This window comes from Pseudomonas sp. SG-MS2 (assembly GCF_009933855.1).
In the GTDB taxonomy this organism is placed as follows: domain Bacteria; phylum Pseudomonadota; class Gammaproteobacteria; order Pseudomonadales; family Pseudomonadaceae; genus Aquipseudomonas; species Aquipseudomonas putida_E.
Genome location: NZ_MOMO01000249.1, coordinates 1 through 17,159, shown reverse-complemented (window position 1 = coordinate 17,159; position 17,159 = coordinate 1). Strand labels below are relative to the sequence as shown.

Annotated in this window: 18 protein-coding genes, 1 tRNA gene and 1 pseudogene; 10 read left to right on the top strand and 10 right to left on the bottom strand. The window is 64.5% G+C overall.

Going from position 1 to position 17,159, the window contains the following annotated elements; translation table 11 throughout:
- Positions 1-13 precede the first annotated feature (13 nt).
- From BLX42_RS23565 to nrdR, 3 genes are read right to left on the bottom strand one after another with little or no spacing between them, the layout of a single operon-like run.
- Entirely contained in the window at positions 14-679 is a 666-nt protein-coding gene (locus tag BLX42_RS23565; RefSeq protein WP_046785096.1) for a riboflavin synthase, read from the bottom strand.
- Between the two features lie 42 nt (positions 680-721).
- Positions 722-1,852, bottom strand: a complete 1,131-nt coding sequence (gene ribD / locus BLX42_RS23560) for a bifunctional diaminohydroxyphosphoribosylaminopyrimidine deaminase/5-amino-6-(5-phosphoribosylamino)uracil reductase RibD (protein WP_161872780.1) — start codon at positions 1,850-1,852, stop codon at positions 722-724.
- A 2-nt stretch (positions 1,853-1,854) separates the two neighbouring features.
- Positions 1,855-2,319 (bottom strand): transcriptional regulator NrdR, encoded by a 465-nt coding sequence (gene nrdR / locus BLX42_RS23555; RefSeq protein WP_008092351.1) that lies wholly within the window; start codon positions 2,317-2,319, stop codon positions 1,855-1,857.
- A gap of 106 nt (positions 2,320-2,425) precedes the next feature.
- Between nrdR and BLX42_RS23550 the strand changes: the two genes are divergently transcribed.
- From BLX42_RS23550 to trxA, 3 genes are read left to right on the top strand one after another with little or no spacing between them, the layout of a single operon-like run.
- On the top strand, positions 2,426-2,878 hold the full coding sequence (locus BLX42_RS23550; RefSeq protein ID WP_012312506.1) for a YbaY family lipoprotein: 453 nt from the start codon (positions 2,426-2,428) through the stop codon (positions 2,876-2,878).
- Positions 2,879-3,538 (top strand): methyltransferase, encoded by a 660-nt coding sequence (locus BLX42_RS23545; protein ID WP_161872779.1) that lies wholly within the window; start codon positions 2,879-2,881, stop codon positions 3,536-3,538.
- Between the two features lie 31 nt (positions 3,539-3,569).
- On the top strand, positions 3,570-4,442 hold the full coding sequence (trxA, locus tag BLX42_RS23540) for a thioredoxin (protein ID WP_115273466.1): 873 nt from the start codon (positions 3,570-3,572) through the stop codon (positions 4,440-4,442).
- A 57-nt stretch (positions 4,443-4,499) separates the two neighbouring features.
- On the opposite strand, the gene BLX42_RS23535 is transcribed toward trxA, so the two are convergent.
- Entirely contained in the window at positions 4,500-4,844 is a 345-nt protein-coding gene (locus BLX42_RS23535) for a hypothetical protein (RefSeq protein ID WP_115273465.1), read from the bottom strand.
- Between the two features lie 133 nt (positions 4,845-4,977).
- Here BLX42_RS23535 and BLX42_RS23530 point away from each other — a divergent pair, with 133 nt between their 5' ends.
- The 5 genes from BLX42_RS23530 to BLX42_RS23510 all read left to right on the top strand — a co-directional run bounded on the left by BLX42_RS23530 (position 4,978) and on the right by BLX42_RS23510 (position 8,838).
- A complete protein-coding gene (locus BLX42_RS23530; RefSeq protein WP_161872778.1) occupies positions 4,978-5,544 on the top strand; it encodes a DUF2796 domain-containing protein in 567 nt (188 codons plus the stop codon).
- Positions 5,545-6,255, top strand: a complete 711-nt coding sequence (locus BLX42_RS23525; RefSeq protein WP_161872777.1) for an ABC transporter ATP-binding protein — start codon at positions 5,545-5,547, stop codon at positions 6,253-6,255.
- Positions 6,255-7,520, top strand: a complete 1,266-nt coding sequence (locus BLX42_RS23520; RefSeq protein WP_161872776.1) for an ABC transporter permease — start codon at positions 6,255-6,257, stop codon at positions 7,518-7,520. Before BLX42_RS23525 ends, BLX42_RS23520 begins: the two co-directional genes overlap by 1 nt.
- Before the next feature lie 9 nt (positions 7,521-7,529).
- Positions 7,530-8,045 (top strand): DUF3299 domain-containing protein, encoded by a 516-nt coding sequence (locus tag BLX42_RS23515; RefSeq protein ID WP_046785088.1) that lies wholly within the window; start codon positions 7,530-7,532, stop codon positions 8,043-8,045.
- A 109-nt stretch (positions 8,046-8,154) separates the two neighbouring features.
- The gene (locus BLX42_RS23510; protein ID WP_012312498.1) at positions 8,155-8,838 is read left to right on the top strand and encodes an OmpW family protein; all 684 of its coding nucleotides are present in this window, start codon (positions 8,155-8,157) and stop codon (positions 8,836-8,838) included.
- A gap of 159 nt (positions 8,839-8,997) precedes the next feature.
- On the opposite strand, the gene BLX42_RS23505 is transcribed toward BLX42_RS23510, so the two are convergent.
- The 3 genes from BLX42_RS23505 to BLX42_RS23495 form a co-directional block, all read right to left on the bottom strand.
- Positions 8,998-9,930, bottom strand: a complete 933-nt coding sequence (locus tag BLX42_RS23505) for an NAD-dependent epimerase/dehydratase family protein (protein ID WP_161872775.1) — start codon at positions 9,928-9,930, stop codon at positions 8,998-9,000.
- Positions 9,923-10,807, bottom strand: coding sequence for a sugar nucleotide-binding protein (locus tag BLX42_RS23500; protein ID WP_046785086.1), 885 nt, complete (start codon positions 10,805-10,807; stop codon positions 9,923-9,925). Before BLX42_RS23500 ends, BLX42_RS23505 begins: the two co-directional genes overlap by 8 nt.
- Before the next feature lie 212 nt (positions 10,808-11,019).
- On the bottom strand, positions 11,020-11,829 hold the full coding sequence (locus BLX42_RS23495; RefSeq protein WP_012312493.1) for a helix-turn-helix transcriptional regulator: 810 nt from the start codon (positions 11,827-11,829) through the stop codon (positions 11,020-11,022).
- 178 nt (positions 11,830-12,007) lie between these two features.
- Between BLX42_RS23495 and BLX42_RS23490 the strand changes: the two genes are divergently transcribed.
- Entirely contained in the window at positions 12,008-13,450 is a 1,443-nt protein-coding gene (locus BLX42_RS23490; protein ID WP_115273460.1) for a sodium:alanine symporter family protein, read from the top strand.
- A 72-nt stretch (positions 13,451-13,522) separates the two neighbouring features.
- Entirely contained in the window at positions 13,523-14,512 is a 990-nt protein-coding gene (locus tag BLX42_RS23485; protein ID WP_115273459.1) for an asparaginase, read from the top strand.
- A gap of 9 nt (positions 14,513-14,521) precedes the next feature.
- Here BLX42_RS23485 and BLX42_RS23480 read toward each other — a convergent pair.
- The 3 genes and pseudogenes from BLX42_RS23480 to BLX42_RS23470 all read right to left on the bottom strand — a co-directional run.
- A tRNA-Sec gene (locus BLX42_RS23480) sits at positions 14,522-14,617 on the bottom strand.
- A 6-nt stretch (positions 14,618-14,623) separates the two neighbouring features.
- The gene (gene selB, locus BLX42_RS23475) at positions 14,624-16,531 is read right to left on the bottom strand and encodes a selenocysteine-specific translation elongation factor (RefSeq protein WP_161872784.1); all 1,908 of its coding nucleotides are present in this window, start codon (positions 16,529-16,531) and stop codon (positions 14,624-14,626) included.
- Positions 16,528-17,159: pseudogene (locus BLX42_RS23470) on the bottom strand (L-seryl-tRNA(Sec) selenium transferase); the annotation flags it as partial. The gene selB and the pseudogene BLX42_RS23470, both read right to left, overlap by 4 nt.

The following is a 17,159-nucleotide window of genomic DNA, read 5'->3' as shown; positions in this document are numbered from 1 at the left end:
ACCCCCTTCTCAATCAGGATTTCAAGAAGCCGTTGGCGGCCAGGAAGCTTTCGGTAATGCCACTGCCCTTGCTCGGTTCGCCAGCCTTGTCGCCCAGCAGCAGGCGCTCCAGGTAACGGGCCAGCAAATCGACCTCAAGGTTGACCCGACGCCCTGCGCGGTAGTCGGCCATGATGGTTTCGGACAGGGTGTGCGGGACAATGGTCAGCTCGAACTCGGCGCCATTGACCTCATTGACCGTCAGGCTGGTGCCGTCGACGGTGATCGAACCCTTGTGGGCAATGTACTTGGCCAGCTCCTTGGGTGCACGCACGCGGAACTGGATGGCGCGAGCGCTATCGCTGCGCGAGATGATTTCGCCGACACCGTCGACGTGGCCGCTGACCAGGTGGCCGCCCAGGCGGGTGGTCGGGGTCAGGGCCTTCTCCAGGTTGACCTTGCTGCCGCTCTTGAGGTCGATGAAAGCGGTGCGCTTGAGGGTCTCGACGCTGACGTCGGCCCAGAAGCCATCGCCCGGCAGTTCGACGGCGGTCAGGCACACGCCGTTGACGGCGATGCTGTCGCCAAGCTTGACGTCACCCAGGTCGAGCTTGCCGGTCTCGACGTAGACGCGCACGTCACCGCCCTTGGGGGTCAGGCTGCGGATGGTGCCGATGGATTCGATGATGCCGGTGAACATGGGGACTTCCTCAAAAACGGGTTGCGCAGGGCAAGCCCGGCATTATACGCCGGGCGCCGGCAGAGGGATGGCCGTGACCCGCCAGTCATCGCCCACTGCACGCATTTCGGTAATTTTCAGCCGTGGCGCTTCGCTCATCTTCGACAGCGGCCAGTCCAGCAACGGACGGGCCTGGGAGCCAAGGAAGGTGCCGGCGACGAACAGCTGGTACTCGTCGATCAGGCCCAATTGGGCAAAAGCGCCGACCAGGCCTGCGCCAGCTTCCAGCAGGATGTCGTTGACGCCACGCGCTGCAAGTGACTGCATCAAGGCGAGCAGATCGACCTGGCCATTGCTGCCCGGCAGGCTGAGCAGCTCGTGGCCAGCCTGGGCGTACCGCGGGTCGTTCCCCATGGCGGTTACCACCAGGGCCGGGCCAGCCTGAAAGAACGGCGCGTCCAGTGGCAGGCGCAGGCGGCCATCGATCAGTACGCGCAGGGGGGGGCGGCTCAGCGCCAGCGCGGTGGTGTCGGGGTCCAGGCCCAGCTCGGCACCGCGCACGGTCATCCGTGCGTTGTCGGCCAATACGCTGGCGGCGCTGGTCAGTACCACGCTGGCACGGGCACGCAGGCGCTGCACCGCAGAGCGGGCGGCAGGGCCGGTGATCCATTGGCTTTCGCCGCTGGCCATGGCGGTGCGGCCATCCAGGCTCATGGCCAGCTTGGCCCGCACGAACGGCAAGCCATGCTCCATGCGCTTCAGGAAACCGGGGTTCAGGGCGCGGGCCTGGGCTTGGAGCACACCACTGGCGACTTCGATGCCTGCTTCGGCCAGGCGGCGCAGGCCCTGCCCGGCGACCTGCGGGTTGGGGTCCTGCATGGCTGCCACCACCCGCGCCACACCAGCCTGTACCAGCGCTTCGGCGCACGGTGGGGTGCGGCCATGGTGGCTGCAAGGCTCGAGCGTCACGTAGGCACAGGCGCCGCGGGCACGCTCACCGGCCTGGCGCAGGGCATGCACTTCGGCATGTGGTTCACCGGCGCGCACATGCCAGCCCTCACCCACCACTTCGCCGTCACGGACGATCACACAACCCACGCGCGGGTTGGGGTGAGTGGTGTAAATACCCTTGCGGGCAAGCTCCAGGGCACGGGCCATGTAATGGGCGTCGAGGATCGCGGTCTGGCTCGGCATGCTCACTCTTTAGCCGGCTCGCGGGCCAGGCGGTCGATTTCTTCGCGGAATTCATCGAGGTCCTGGAAGCGGCGGTACACCGAAGCGAAACGGATGTAGGCCACTTCATCGAGCTTGCGCAGCTCGGCCATCACCAGCTCACCCACCACCAGCGACTTGACCTCGCGCTCACCCGTAGCGCGCAGCCGGCTCTTGATATGTGCCAGGGCCGCCTCGAGGCGTTCGACGCTGACCGGGCGCTTCTCCAGCGCCCGCTGCATGCCGGCACGCAGCTTTTCTTCGTCGAAAGGCTGGCGCGTGCCGTCCTGCTTGATCAGCCGGGGCAATACCAGCTCGGCGGTTTCGAAGGTGGTGAAACGCTCGCCGCAGGCTACGCATTCGCGACGGCGGCGCACTTGTTCGCCCTCGGCGACCAGGCGCGAGTCGATGACCTTGGTGTCGTTGGCACCGCAAAAGGGACAGTGCATGGTGGCAGGCAACAAAAAAAGGGAGGGCCATGGTAGCGCATCCCACTGGCAAGACAAGCCAAAGGGGTTAACATCCAAGGTAAATCTGCCCCTGAAGGACTACCCCATGCATTATCGAGCGCTCGTCGTGCTGGGCTGCGCCGCCCTGCTCGCCGCCTGTGGCAGCGATCGGCCGAAGACCGAGCCAGCCCCGGCACCTGCGCCCGCCAAGGTGGCGAAAAAGGCCGAACCACTGGGCCCGCTGCCCGCCTATCAACGCGAACTGAGCGGTACCTTGCTGGAAATCCCCCGCGGTGCCGACGTGGAGCTGGCCTTGCTGGTCATCGACGAGCGCGACCGGCCGCAACAGCTTCTGGCCAGCAGCACCCTGACCGGGACCGGCCAGGCGCTGCCCTACCGCCTGCGCTTCAACCCGGAGGTCTTCCCGGCCGGGGCTCGGGTCGAACTGCGTGGCCGCGCCAGCCAGTCGGGCCAACTGATCATGCACCTGCCGCCCGTGCGCATCACCCAGGCCCAGACTCAAGCCACAGGCCCGCTGCGTTTCAAGAAGGCGCCTTAGGTGGCGCCGCTTGCCTTGCAACAGGCCCTCAGCGGCCTGATCTGCGAAGCGCGGCTGGTCGTCAGCGAACTGCCGGGGTGCGCGCTCAAACTCTGGTTGATCGACGATCAGAACATGGACCGCGCCTTCAGCAGCGAAGAAACCCGGCGCATTCTCGACGACCCACCGTACTGGAGCTTTTGCTGGGCCAGCGGCCTGGCCATGGCCCGCTACCTGGCCGAGCACCCTGAATGGGTGGCCGGCAAGCGCGTGCTGGACTTTGGCGCCGGCTCCGGTATCGCCGGCATTGCTGCAGCGCGCGCCGGGGCATTGGAAGTGGTGGCCTGCGATCTCGACCCGCTGGCACTCGATGCCAGCCGCGCCAATGCCGAGCTGAACGGGGTCGAGCTCAGTTACAGCAATGACTTCTTCGCCGAAGAAGACCGTTTCGACCTGATTCTGGTTGCCGATGTGCTGTACGACCGCGCCAATCTGCCGCTGCTCGATGCCTTCCTCGGCCGCGGTCGCCAGGCGCTGGTGGCAGACTCCCGAGTACGCGATTTCAGCCACCCGCTTTACCAGCAGTTGGGCGTGCTTGAAGCACTGACCCTGCCGGACCTGGCCGAGCCGCACGAATTCCGCCGGGTCAGCCTGTACCACGCCAGCCGCGAGCCTTTATAGTGGTGCCATTCACGGATTTGCGAGAGTCACGATGAGCCAGGAAACACCGTTTATCTTCGATGCCACCGATGCCAACTTCCAGCAACTGGTGATCGAAAACTCCTTCCACAAGCCGGTCCTCGTGGACTTCTGGGCAGAGTGGTGCGCGCCCTGCAAGGCGCTGATGCCACTGCTGGCGAAAATCACCGAGGGTTATCAGGGCGAGCTGCTGCTGGCCAAGATCAACTGCGACGTTGAGCAGCAAGTCGTTGCCCAGTTCGGCATTCGCAGCCTGCCCACGGTTGTGCTGTTCAAGGATGGCCAGCCGGTCGACGGCTTTGCCGGCGCGCAGCCGGAGTCGGCGATCCGCGCCATGCTCGAGCCTCATGTGCAGATGCCTGCCGCACCGGCCGCCTCGCCCTTGGAGCAAGCCAAAGGTTTGTTCGCCGAGAGCCGTTTCGCCGAGGCCGAGGCATTGCTGCAGGCCCTGCTGGGTGAAGACAACAGCAATGCCGAGGCGCTGATCCTGTATGCCCGCTGCCTGGCTGAGCGCGGCGAGCTGGGCGAAGCGCAGGTTGTGCTGGACGCGGTCAAGACCGATGAGCACAAGGCCGCCCTGGCCGGTGCCAAAGCGCAGCTGACCTTCCTGCGCCAGGCTGCCAGCCTGCCGGAAGTCGCCGACCTGAAAAGCCGCCTGGCGCAGAACCCGCAGGATGATGAGGCGACTTACCAGCTGTGCATCCAGCAACTGGCGCGCCAGCAGTATGAAGCGGCGCTGGATGGGCTGCTAAAACTGTTCCAGCGTAACCGCGCCTATGAAAACGGCTTGCCGCAGAAGGCGATGCTGCAAGTGTTCGACCTGCTCGGTGGCGACCATCCGCTGGTGGCTGTTTACCGCCGTAGGCTGTCTTCGGCCATGTTCTGATTCGCCCAACAGGCGAGGGCCATGCCCTCGCTTGCGGGGCAACACAGGCCTACAGCTTTACCCGATCCAGTGATACACCGGCGCATCCGCGCCACTTTCCACCTTCACCTCACTGCTGTGTCGCAACCGCACCAGCAGCCGCTTGCCCGCCGCCGTACTACCCGCCAGCCCTTCCAACCGGTCCAGCAATTCTGGCCCGTTCATCTGCCCCGCCTGACGCAGCACCTCCCGCGCAGCCGTCCACTGCCCGTCATCCTGGCGCGGCGCTGCCGCTATAGCCTGCGATACCGTTTCGGCCGCCACAGGCATTTCAAGCTGCCGCCCCAACTGCGCCCACTCTTCGGGCTCCAGCTCAATGCTCAGGTCCACCGGCCAGTCACCAATCTGTCCACGAATTCTCACGATGCATTCCTTCAGGCGCGTTCAATACCCTCATGCTACAACAACATGAAACCTTCACCACGCAGGCTGGCGGCACAGAGAAAAGTTGTTATAACATTACTAAATCTTTCCCGGTCCGCTTCTGGAGTCACCCATGCGTCGCCTGCTGCTCGCCCTGCCCTTCGCCCTGCTGCCCCTGGCCGTGGCTCATGCCCACGAAGACCATGATCACGCCCACGGCACGCTCGGGGCGCATGAGCACGGTGTGGCCAAGCTCAATGTGGTGCTCGACGGCAACACCCTTGAGCTGGAGCTGGACAGCCCGGCAATGAACCTGGTCGGCTTTGAACACAGCGCCAGCAGTGATGCCGACAAAGCCAAGGTCGCCGCCGTGCGCCAGCAGCTCGAGCAACCTCTGAAGCTGTTTGGCCTGGCAGCGGCTGCTGGCTGCAAGGAAGATGCTCAGGAGCTGGAGAGCCCACTGTTCGGTGATGCGGCAAAAGATGACGACGGTGATGAACATGAGCATGGCCACCAGCACAGCGACATCAGTGCGCACTATCAGCTCAAATGCTCCGCCCCGGAAAAATTCTCTCAGCTCGACCTCACACCGCTGTTCAAGACCTTCCCCGCCACGCAGAAAATCAATGTGCAGTTGATCGGCCCGAACGGCCAGAAAGGCCTGGAAACCTCGCCTGCCAAGGCCGTGGTCGCGTTCTGAATGAGCCTGCCGTTGATCGCCCTGCAAGACCTGGTGTTCGCCTGGCCAGGGCAGCCGCCATTGCTGGATATACCCGCGTTTCGCCTGGAAGCAGGCGAGGCCCTGTTCCTCAAGGGCCCCAGCGGCAGTGGCAAGACCACCTTGCTGGGCCTGCTGGGCGGGGTGAACGTGCCAGCCCAGGGCCGTATCCAGTTGCTCGGCCAGGATCTCGGCAGCCTTGGCCAGGGCGCCCGCGACCGCTTTCGGGTCGATCACACCGGTTATATCTTCCAGCAGTTCAACCTGCTGCCGTTCCTCTCGGTACGGGAAAACGTCGAACTGCCCTGCCGCTTTTCGCACAGCCGGGCCGACCGCGCCCGCCAACGCCACGGCAGTGTCGACCAAGCTGCCCGCGAGCTGCTTGCCCATCTGGGCCTGAACGACCCGGCACTGCTTGCCCGCCGCGCCGACAGCCTGTCGATCGGCCAGCAACAAAGGGTGGCCGCTGCCCGAGCATTGATCGGCCAACCCGAGCTGGTCATTGCCGACGAACCGACCTCGGCACTGGATGCCGACACCCGCGAGGCGTTCATCCGCCTGCTGTTCGATGAATGTCGCGCCGCCGGCTCCAGCCTGTTGTTCGTCAGCCATGACCAGAGCCTGGCACCGCTGTTCGACCGTCATCTGTCACTGGCCGAACTCAACCGCGCAGCCAAGCCCCGGGAGGCCTGATGTACCTGCTTCGCCTTGCCCTGACCAGCCTGGCCAATCGCCGTTTCACGGCGTTTCTCACCGCCTTCGCCATCGCCCTGTCGGTGTGCCTGCTGCTGGCCGTGGAACGTGTGCGCACCGAAGCACGCGCCAGTTTCGCCAGCACCATCAGCGGCACCGACCTAATCGTCGGCGCCCGCTCGGGTTCGGTAAACCTGCTGCTGTATTCGGTGTTCCGCATCGGCAACGCCACCAACAATATCCGTTGGGACAGTTACCAGCATTACGCCCAGGACCCACGGGTGAAGTGGGCGATTCCCATCTCGCTCGGCGACTCGCACCGCGGCTACCGGGTAATGGGCACCACCGGTGAATACTTCAGCCATTACCAGTACGGTCGCCGGCAGCACCTGGAGCTGAGCCAGGGCCGTGAGTTCGCCGGCGATCCGTTCGAGGTGGTGCTGGGCGCCGAGGTGGCCGAGGCGCTGCACTACAGGCTTGGCGACAAGCTGGTGCTTGCCCATGGCGTGGCGGCAATCAGCCTGGTCAAACACGACGACAAGCCGTTCACCGTGGTCGGCGTGCTCAAACGCACCGGCACACCTGTCGACCGCACGCTGCACATCAGCCTGGCGGGCATGGAGGCGATCCATATCGACTGGCATAACGGCGTGCCTGCCCGTGGTGCCGGGCGCATCAGCGCCGAACAGGCTCGCGCCATGGACCTTCAGCCCGCCGCGATCACCGCGTTCATGCTGGGCCTGAACAGCAAGATCGCCACCTTCAGCCTGCAGCGCGAGATCAATGAATACCGCAGCGAGCCGCTGCTGGCGATCTTGCCCGGGGTAGCGCTGCAGGAGTTGTGGAGCCTGATGGGTACGGCCGAACAGGCGTTGTTCGTGGTCTCGCTGTTCGTCGTGTTGACCGGTTTGATCGGCATGCTCACGGCCATTCTCACCAGCCTCAACGAACGTCGCCGGGAAATGGCGATTCTGCGCTCGGTGGGGGCCCGGCCTTGGCACATTGCCGGGTTGCTGGTGCTTGAAGCGCTGGCACTGGCAAGTGCCGGTATCGTTGCCGGGCTTGGCCTGCTGTATGCCGGCATCGCCCTCGCCCAAGGCTACGTTCAGGCCAACTACGGCCTGTACCTGCCGCTGGCCTGGCCCAGCACGCACGAGTGGACGCTGCTTGCTATCATCCTCGGCGCAGCGCTGCTGATGGGCAGCGTGCCGGCCTGGCGCGCTTACCGGCAGTCGCTGGCCGATGGGTTGTCGATTCACCTCTGAGAAAACGCCATGTTCCGCGCGCTGTTTTTATCCCTGCTGATGCTCGCCGCCCCCACCTGGGCGGCCGAACCCCGCGAACTCGACTGGCCTGCACTGATCCCGGAAGGCGCGCCGATCATCCCGCCGCAACTCGCCCCGCTACACGACATGTCGCAACTGAGCAGCGCCCTGTCCGCTGAGTCAGCCCCAGCGGCGCGCCAGCAAGCGCCCGATGCGCCGGTGGTCAAGGACCTGGACGGCCAGCAAATCAAACTTCCCGGCTATATCGTGCCACTGGAAGTCAGCGAAGAAGGTCGCACTACCGAGTTCCTGTTAGTGCCCTACTACGGCGCCTGTATCCATGTACCGCCACCGCCCTCCAACCAGATCGTGCATATTTTCAGCGAAATGGGCGTACGCGTCGAAGACCTGTACCAGCCCTACTGGATTGAAGGAAAGCTGCACGTCAGAGCCTCCAGCAGCGAACTGGCCGACGCCGGCTACCAGATGGAAGCCGAGAAAATATACGTTTATGAGCTGAAGTGAGAACTGTTTCTAATTCGTGAACGCAGTTCTTTGAGCTGGGTCAAACATTCGGTTTAGACGGCTCCGTACCATTGGACAACTTGATTACTCACGTCCTTTCGGAGCTTCCATGAACAAGTCCTTGCTCGGCGCCTCACTTGTGGCCCTTGCGCTCGCCGCCCCTGCCGCCCACGCCTACCAGGCGGGAGACATGATCCTGCGCGCAGGCGCGATCACCACCGCCCCGAACGAAAGCAGCGGCGACCTGAAGTTCGACGGCAACAAGGTGTCGGGCACCAAGGCGACCCTGGACAGCGACACCCAACTGGGCCTGACTTTCGCCTACATGCTCACCGACCACGTCGGCCTTGAACTGCTGGCGGCCACGCCGTTCCAGCACACCGTGGGCGTGAAGGGCCTGGGTGGCGGCCTGGACGGCAAGCTGGCCGACATCAAGCAACTGCCACCGACCCTGTCGCTGCAGTACTACCCGATGGCACCGAACTCGCGCTTCCAGCCGTACGCGGGTATCGGCATCAACTACACCCTGTTCTTCGACGAAGACCTGAGCAGCGCGCGCAAGCAACAGGGCTTCAGCAACCTCAAGCTGCAGGACTCGGTCGGTATCGCCGGGCAGTTGGGGATGGACTACATGCTCACCGACAACCTGTTGGTCAACGCTTCGGTCTGGTACGTCGATATCGACACCAAGGCCACCGTCGACGGCCCGAGCGCGCTGGGCTACAGCAAGACCAAGGTCAACGTAGAAGTCGACCCGTGGGTCTACATGGTCGGCCTTGGCTACAAGTTCTGACCACTGCGATGCAGGGCGGCCAAGGCCTGATGCCAGTCAGTTAGTCTCATTAGGGCTGCTACGCAGCCCATCGCCGGCAAGCCAGCTCCCACAAGGTGCGGAGTACATCAATCAGCGTGGGAGCCGGCTTGCCGGCGATGGGCCGCAAAGCGGCCTAAGTCAGGCCTTGCCGAGCAAGCGCGCCAGCCCTTCGACCATCGAAGTCGGCTGCGGAAAATCGAATCGTGCCAGCAAACGCTGGTTATCCGCCCGCGAGTGGCGAATGTCACCCGAACGAGCCTCGCCATAGCTGACAGGCGGCAAGCTGCCGACCACGGTTTCCAGCGCCTTGAGCAACTGGTTCAGCGAAGTCGCCTGGTTCAGGCCGATATTCACCGCGCCCTCTTCCACCTGCGGCTGCTCGAGCGCCTGCACCATCACCTGCACCAGGTCGCCCACATACAGGAAATCCCGAGTTTGCTCGCCGTCGCCGAACACCGTGATCGGCAACCCTTGGGTGGCCCGCTCACTGAAAATGCTGATCACCCCGGAGTACGGGGACGAAGGGTCCTGGCGCGGCCCGAAGATGTTGAAGAAGCGAAACACCACCGGTTCCAGCCCATGCTGGCGGCGGTAGAAGTCCAGGTACTGCTCGCTGGCCAGCTTGTCCACCGCATAGGGGGTCAGCGGTGCCTTGGGCGTCTCCTCGGCAATCGACTGGCCTTCGCCGTTATTGCCGTACACCGCCGCGCTGGAGGCGAACAGCACCCGGCGCACACCCTGCAGGCGCATGGCCTCACAGACATTGAGGGTGCCGATGAAATTGCTCTGGTGGGTCTTTACCGGGTCTTCGACCGAAGCCTGCACCGAAGCCACCGCGGCCAAATGAACCACAGCGCTGCAACCTGCCGCGGCGCGCTGCACCAGTGCGGCATCGGCAACATCACCCTCCACCAGCTCAAGGCGCGGGTTGCCCAGTTGCAGGTTGTCGCGCTTGCCAGTGGAAAGGTCGTCCAGCACACGCACCGCGTAGCCTTTAGCCAGCAACGCATCGCACAGGTGGGAGCCAATGAAGCCGGCGCCGCCGGTGATCAGGATGGGGGCGTCAGCCATGGCGGTAGAAACGGTCCAGTAGAGGCGGCAGGCCGGCGCGCCAGGCACGCGGCTTGATGCCGAAGGTATGAAGGATTTTCTTGCAGGCCAGCACCGCGTTCTGCGGTTCTTCACTGGCATCCGGGCGGGCGGCATGCGCCTGCGCGGTCGGCGCCTGCACGGCCAGCTGGCGATGCTGCCCGGCCTCGGTGAGGATCGCCTGGCCCAGCGCCAGCGGCGTGGTCGCCTCGTTACCGGCGTAGTGGTAAGTGCCCCACAGCGGCGCGGTGCAATCAAGCTGCTTGAGCACCGACAGGATCACCCGCGCGGCATCGTCGACCGGCGTCGGGTTACCGCGGCGGTCATCGGCCAGCAACAGCTCCTGCGGTTGCTCGGCGCGGGTCAGGAAGCGGCCCAGGGCACCGTCGATGCTCTCGTCCAGCAACCAGCCGAAGCGCAGCAGCACATGCTGCGGGCACGCCGCACGCACGCTCTGTTCGATGCGCCACAAGGCCTGGCCACGCAGGCCCAACGGCACGGGCTCATCTTTTTCGCTATAGGCCGTGGCACGCGAACCATCGAACACCCGATAGCTGGAAGGCTGCACCAGGGTGATCTGGTGATGCTGGCACAGCTCCGCCAAGCGCTCCACCGCCCGCTCCTGCTGAGCCAGGCGCGGCTCGCTGACCGACTCGGCCTGGAACCAGTCGAAGTAGTAAGCCAGGTTGACCAGCGCATCGGGGCGATGATCGTCAAGCAGCTGGGTCAGGCTTGCTGGCGTCCAGCCGTCTTCCGGCGGGCGCGGCGCCAGAAATGCGATGTCCTCCTCGGCCCCGAGACGAATCAGCGCTTGCCCGAGGGCATTGCCACCACCCAACAGCATCAGGCGCATACGCATAGAGTCAGCAGATCCGAACAGGTTGATGAGGGAAAGGGTTCATTTTGCGGTTTCCAGACGGGGAAGTCCAACCCTGAGGCTGACAGCACTACCGGGGTAAACGCTAAGGCCGGACCCGAGATCCGCCATCTCGCATTCAATAAACTGCAAGCCAGCTGGGCCTGTCCCGTGACATCGGACGCCAAGAGGCGATACCCATACAGACGCTCAATCTATTCGATTTCGAACAAGCCGTTACTGAGTGGCCCCACACTCAGCCGCTCACGCACGTCGTCATCGATTCGCGGATCGTCCGGCTGATACAGCTTCACCTGCCGGTAGGCGTTGATGCGGTTGATCTCCTCACCCAGGTACTCCCACACCACCCGTGTGCAGGCCGGGTTGCGCCGGTCGCCGCTGGAAACACCGGTCTTCAGGCCATTCAAGCGGGTGATGCGGCTCTTGAAGCTGGGGATAAGGATGGTCTGGCTCATCTCGTTCAGGGTCAGCGACTCGTAGTCGATGAGAAACATCCGGTCCTGCAACTGGAACGCCGCGCCCAGGTAGCGGCAACGCACCTCGGCATGCAGGTCGGTGGCGGTGGAGCGCTCCTGACGCTCCTGGCGTTCGAACAGGAAGCGGCCGCGCTCCTCGCGCAGGTGCACCAGTGACACCAGGATCGTGCCAGGTACCGACATGCAGTTGGAGTACTCGAAGTAATAGCCGCAGTAGCGCGACAGGTTGCCGGCGTGCTCGTGCAACGGGCGGAACAGCTCGCTGATCGGGTCGCTGGGCTGATCGGCCACGGCCGATACCCGGGCGCCGATCAGGCGGGCGAACTGCTCGGGAGGCAAGTTCAGCTCGTAGTCCTCGACACCGAAGAAATCACCGATGCGCTTGAGGTTGAACGCCGTCGGGCGGCTCTGCCCGCTCAGGTACTTGTTGAACTGCGCACGGTTGATCGACAGCTGGCGGCAAACTTCGGAGATAGAGCGGTAGTGGCTGCAGGCCAATTTGAGGTTGGTAGCGAAATGATCGCTCATGTTCTGAATCCAGGGTGACGCGAATGGCGCAAGTGTAGCATCAAGTCGCATCAATTCAGAGCAACCCGCGAAATTGTAACCACTCTTGTCATGGCCAACCATGCGCCCCAACGATAGCGGTGCGCCTGCCGTCCGCTGGTCTTTTCACGCGAAGAATAAGAATCGAGGTCATTTTCCAATGCTCGAAGCACTCAACGATTTCCTTTCGGGGAAGCTTCTCATCGTGCTGATCGTCGGTCTCGGCGGTTACTTCACCATCCGCTCGCGGTTCGTACAGTTCCGCCATTTCGCCCACATGTTCAGTGTGTTCAAGGAATCGCTGCGTGGCCAGGCAGGCCAGCTGAGCTCCTTCCAGGCCCTGATGCTGAGCCTGGCCGGCCGCGTTGGCGCCGGTAACATCGCCGGTGTCGGCATCGCCGTGACCCTGGGTGGCCCGGGGGCCGTGTTCTGGATGTGGGTCACCGCACTGGTGGGCATGGCCAGCAGCTTCTTCGAATGTACCTTGGCCCAGGTGTACAAGCGCGCCGATGGCGATGGCCTGTACCGTGGTGGCCCGGCCTACTACATCCTGCACGGCCTGAAGCTCAGGAGCATGGCCATCGTGTTCTCGATCCTGCTGCTGGTCACCTACGGCTTCGCCTTCATGGGCCTGCAGTCGTACACCGTGACACATTCACTGCAGAACGCCTTCGGCTTCGACCCAAGCCACACCGGTATCGCCCTGGCGGTGCTGCTGGCTATCGTGTTCCTGGGTGGCATCAAGCGTATCGCCGCAGTCTCCGACCTGCTGGTACCGGTCAAGACCCTGGCCTACATCGGCGTGACCCTGTACGTGATCGGCACCCAGATCGAACACGTACCGGCAATGCTGGAAACCATCTTCAAAAGCGCCTTCGGCCTGGACCCTGCATTCGCCGGCCTGCTCGGCAGCGCCATCGTCATGGGCGTGAAACGCGGCGTGTTCGCCAACGAAGCAGGCTTGGGCAGTGCGCCCAACGTCGCTGCCGTGGCTGCCGTAAAGCACCCGGGTGCGCAAGGCGTGGTCCAGGCTTTCAGCGTGTTCCTCGACACCTTCCTGATCTGCACCTGCACCGCCTTGCTGATCCTGCTGTCTGGCTTCTATACCCCGGGTTTCGAAGGTGACGGTATCGTCCTGACCCAGAACTCGCTGGCCGCCGTGGTCGGTGACTGGGGCCGCCTGTTCGTCAGCGTCGCGCTGTCACTGTTCGTCTTCACCTGCATCCTCTACAACTACTACCTGGGCGAGAACAGCCTGCAGTTCCTCAGCCGCAACCGCCTGGTACTGCTGGTGTTCCGTGGCCTGGTACTGGCGCTGGTGGTCTGGGGTTCGGTACAGGACCTGACCACCGTGTTCGCCTTCGCCGACATCACCATGACCTGCCTGGCCTTCGTCAACCTGGTCGCCCTGGCCTTGCTGTTCAAGGTCGGCCTGCGTGTGATGCGCGATTACGACGACCAGCGCAAAGCCGGCATCAAGCAGCCCGTGTTCGACTCGAGCAAGTTCGCCGACCTGGACCTGGACCGCAACGCCTGGCCGGCCAATCCGCAGGCCGAAACAGCCGTTGACAAAGCCGTCGGCGAAGTTCAGCCGCAGCGCTGATATCCTCGCCTGCCCAGCCGCCCCGTTCGCGGGCGGCTGCCTACTCTCCGCTCACCGCTACGGATGCTTTCCATGCGTGCAGTCACGAATCTTCTCGTCCTCTACACCGGCGGCACCATCGGCATGCTCGAAACCGCCGAAGGCCTTGCACCGGCCGGTGGTTTCGATGCGCGGATGCGCGAACACTTCGCCCAACTGGGCGATGCACCCCAGGTGCAGTGGACGCTGCAGGAAATGAACCCGCTGCTCGACAGTGCCAACATGCAGCAGCACAACTGGCTGGCAATGCGCGATGCCATCGTCCGTGCAGTGGACAATGACGGCCACGATGGCGTGCTGGTGCTGCATGGCACCGACACCCTCGCCCACAGCGCTGCGGCGTTGTCGTTCCTGCTGCTGGGCCTGCCGGTGCCAGTTCTGCTGACCGGGTCAATGTTGCCGGCCGGTGCACCGGGCAGTGATGCCTGGGACAACCTGTGCGGTGCCCTGCGCCAGTTCGAGCAAGGCCTTGAGGCTGGCGTGCAGCTGTACTTCCATGGCCAGCTGTTGCAGGGCTGCCGCGCCTCGAAGCTTCGCAGCGAAGCGTTCGACGCCTTCGCCGCGTTGCCGCGTCATCGTGAAGGCGAGCGGGCGAACGACGTACCTGCCACCTTGGGTTATCGCCAGCAGCGCCAACCGGTGAACATTGCCGTGATGCCGGTATTCCCCGGTTTGCAGGCCGAACACCTGCGTGCGGTGCTCGACACCGGGGTGCAAGGGCTACTGCTTGAATGTTACGGCAGCGGCACCGGGCCGTCGGATGACCAAGCCTTGCTCGACGTGCTGCGCTCGGCGCGCCAGCGTGGGGTGATGCTGGTTGCCATCAGCCAGTGCCCCGAGGGTTCGGTGGTGTTCGATACCTATGCGGCGGGCAACCGCCTGCGCGGTGCCGGGCTGGTCAGTGGCGGTGGCATGACCCGTGAGGCGGCGCTGGGCAAGATGTTTGCGCTGCTGGGCGCGGGGCTGGATGCAGATGCTGCAGAGCAGTGGTTTGCGCTGGACCTGTGCGGCGAGCGCGCTTGAACAGGAAATTGGCGGAAGGCAGCGGGAGTCGAACCTGCCCGGGAACGGCTGCCGTCCCCAACCGGGTTTGAAGCCCGGCCGCGCCACCGGGCGCGATTGCCTTCCTTGAACTCAGTGCCTGGCCTGCTGTTGGGCCAGGGCGCTGTCGGCGCGGATGTGACGCTGATCGGCAACCCTGCGGGTCAGGCCGATACGGTCGAAGTATTCCAGAATCTGCACACTGCGCTTGCGACCGATGCCCAACATATCGCGAAATGCGGCCACCTGCACTATCGGTGTTTCATTCGCTTGCCCAAGCAGCAGCTCTGACATGCGCTGTAGCGTCGCCTCGGGGTAGAACAAGTCACGTACCACCTGATGCACTACGCCGAGCCTGGCCAACTTTCGCAACAACAGGCGCACATCCGCCTCGGCACATTTCTCTTCGCTGGCCAGCGTCCGCACCCAAGGCGGATCGAAGCGCCCTTCCAGCAATCGTGGCTGCAGCCGCGACCATAGCGCGTTGTCGGCGTCGCTCAACTGCACCGTGTGACCAGGCAGATGCAACCACGGCCCGCTGCTGGCAATAGTGCCTTCGCCGAGCATCTCCTCGAGCAGGCTGACGAATGCGGGACGCTCGACAGGCAGGGCCGCGAAGCGGCGCAGGCGGTCACGGTCCGGGCCAAGCTGGTCGNACAACGCCAGTTGTTCGCGCACCTGGTGTTTGAGCGCCTGCCACTGGGCTTTAGCGAACAACAACTGGCCTTGCCTGGTTGCGACCACCAGCACGTCAGCTGGCAACTGCCAGCCCTCACGCAAGCGGTTGAACTGGCGCTCCAGCCGCTGCGGGTCGAGCCCGCCTGGTGCGTTGTCGAGCAACGCCATCAAGGCCTGCTCCAGGCCCTCGGCATCACGCAGCACTTCCAACTGGCGCAAGCGCGCCTCGCTGCGACGCTGCCGGCTCGGTGCGAACGGGTCCAGCACCGTACCGCCGCCAAGGGTGCGTTGGGCACGCTGGTCACGCAGCACCAGGCGGTCGCCATGCACGGCTTGCAGCGGCGCATTGAGCAACAATTGGGCGAACATGCGCTGGCCTGCAAGCAGGCGCTCGCCTTCGAGCAGGGCGACCCGTGCGGTGACGTCCTGGGTCCCCAGGTGTACATGCACGGCACTGAAATGTTCGAAAGGACGGGACTCGCCGGCGAGCAGCTGCAGTTCGATATCGACCCGTGTGCTGGGCGCGTGCAGCCATTGCGATACCAGCCAATCGCCACGGCGCACCTGCTCCACCGCGAGGCGCTCGGCAGCAATGTTCAGCGCTACACGCTGCCCCGCTTCAGCCACCAGCGCCGCCTGGTTCTGCGCATGCAGGCCACGTACCCGCACCGCTTTACCGGCCTTGCCCAGCAACAACGTATCACCCGCACTGACACGCCCGGCCAGCGCCGTACCCGTGACCACCAGGCCAGCCCCGGTGACCGCAAAGGCGCGGTCGATAGCCAACCGAAAGCCGCCACGCACGCTGCGCTGCTTCAAACCCTCGCCCGCCGCCAGCAACGCATGACGCAGCGCCTCGACCCCCGCGCAGGTGACACTCGACAGCGGGAACTGCGCCGCCCCGGCATAAGGCCCGGGCGCCAGCAACTGCGCAATCTGCACCTGCACTTGGGCCACGCGCGCCGGCGTGACCCGGTCGCACTTGCTGATTGCTACCAGCGCCTGGGGAATGCCCAGCAACTCGATGATCGCCAGGTGCTCACGGGTCTGCGGCATGACGCCGTCATCAGCAGCCACCACCAGCAACACCAGATCGATACCCTGGGCGCCGGCAAGCATGTTGTGGATGAAACGCTCGTGGCCGGGCACATCGATGAACCCCGTCAGTGGCGCGCCTTCAGCCAAGGCGGCATAGCGATAGCCCAGGTCGATGGTCATGCCGCGCTCGCGTTCTTCCTGGCGATGGTCGCCGGCCTGCCCGGTCAGGGCCTGGAGCAATGCGGTCTTGCCGTGGTCGATGTGGCCGGCGGTACCAACGATCACTGCACCGGCCCCAGTTGCAGGGCCGGTAGCTGCGCCAGCCATTGGGCTTCATCGTCCAGCTGGCGCAGGTCGAGCCACAGCGCGTCATCGTCGATACGGCCGAGCACGGGCACCGCCAGATCGCGCAAGGCGCGCTCCAGCACATGCAGGCTGCGCCCGCGCAGTTTCTTCGACACCTGTGGGCGCAGGCACAGCGCGGCGCTGGGCAGGCGCGCAACCGGCTGGCTGCCGCTGCCGATCATGCCGAGCGCCGGCTCGACGCTGACGGCCCATTGCTCCCCGAGGCGAGCCTTGAGCTCGGGTGCCAGGCGCTCGGCCTGGGCGTGGATTTCAGCCTGGCTGCGGGTCAACAGGCGCAGGCTGGGCAAGCGCTCGGCCAGCCTGTCCGGGTTGCGGTACAGCGCCAGCACGGCTTCGAGGGCGGCGAGGGTGATCTTGTCGACGCGCAGTGCACGTTTCAGCGGGTTCTTCTTGATCCTCGCGATCAAATCCTTGCGACCGACGATGATCCCCGCCTGCGGGCCGCCAAGCAGCTTGTCACCGCTGAAGGTCACGATATCCGCACCATCGGCCAGGGCCTGGCGCACGGTCGGCTCGGCGGGCAGGCCCCAGCGGGTCAGGTCGAGCA

Excerpts from the sequence above, each read along its gene's own strand:
- BLX42_RS23565 (WP_046785096.1), bottom strand. The coding sequence starts at position 679 with ATGTTCACCGGCATCATCGAATCCATCGGCACCATCCGCAGCCTGACC.
- ribD (WP_161872780.1), bottom strand. The coding sequence starts at position 1,852 with ATGCCGAGCCAGACCGCGATCCTCGACGCCCATTACATGGCCCGTGCC.
- nrdR (WP_008092351.1), bottom strand. The coding sequence starts at position 2,319 with ATGCACTGTCCCTTTTGCGGTGCCAACGACACCAAGGTCATCGACTCG.
- BLX42_RS23550 (WP_012312506.1), top strand. The coding sequence starts at position 2,426 with ATGCATTATCGAGCGCTCGTCGTGCTGGGCTGCGCCGCCCTGCTCGCC.
- trxA (WP_115273466.1), top strand. The coding sequence starts at position 3,570 with ATGAGCCAGGAAACACCGTTTATCTTCGATGCCACCGATGCCAACTTC.
- BLX42_RS23530 (WP_161872778.1), top strand. The coding sequence starts at position 4,978 with ATGCGTCGCCTGCTGCTCGCCCTGCCCTTCGCCCTGCTGCCCCTGGCC.
- BLX42_RS23525 (WP_161872777.1), top strand. The coding sequence starts at position 5,545 with ATGAGCCTGCCGTTGATCGCCCTGCAAGACCTGGTGTTCGCCTGGCCA.
- BLX42_RS23520 (WP_161872776.1), top strand. The coding sequence starts at position 6,255 with ATGTACCTGCTTCGCCTTGCCCTGACCAGCCTGGCCAATCGCCGTTTC.
- BLX42_RS23515 (WP_046785088.1), top strand. The coding sequence starts at position 7,530 with ATGTTCCGCGCGCTGTTTTTATCCCTGCTGATGCTCGCCGCCCCCACC.
- BLX42_RS23510 (WP_012312498.1), top strand. The coding sequence starts at position 8,155 with ATGAACAAGTCCTTGCTCGGCGCCTCACTTGTGGCCCTTGCGCTCGCC.
- BLX42_RS23505 (WP_161872775.1), bottom strand. The coding sequence starts at position 9,930 with ATGGCTGACGCCCCCATCCTGATCACCGGCGGCGCCGGCTTCATTGGC.
- BLX42_RS23500 (WP_046785086.1), bottom strand. The coding sequence starts at position 10,807 with ATGCGTATGCGCCTGATGCTGTTGGGTGGTGGCAATGCCCTCGGGCAA.
- BLX42_RS23495 (WP_012312493.1), bottom strand. The coding sequence starts at position 11,829 with ATGAGCGATCATTTCGCTACCAACCTCAAATTGGCCTGCAGCCACTAC.
- BLX42_RS23490 (WP_115273460.1), top strand. The coding sequence starts at position 12,008 with ATGCTCGAAGCACTCAACGATTTCCTTTCGGGGAAGCTTCTCATCGTG.
- BLX42_RS23485 (WP_115273459.1), top strand. The coding sequence starts at position 13,523 with ATGCGTGCAGTCACGAATCTTCTCGTCCTCTACACCGGCGGCACCATC.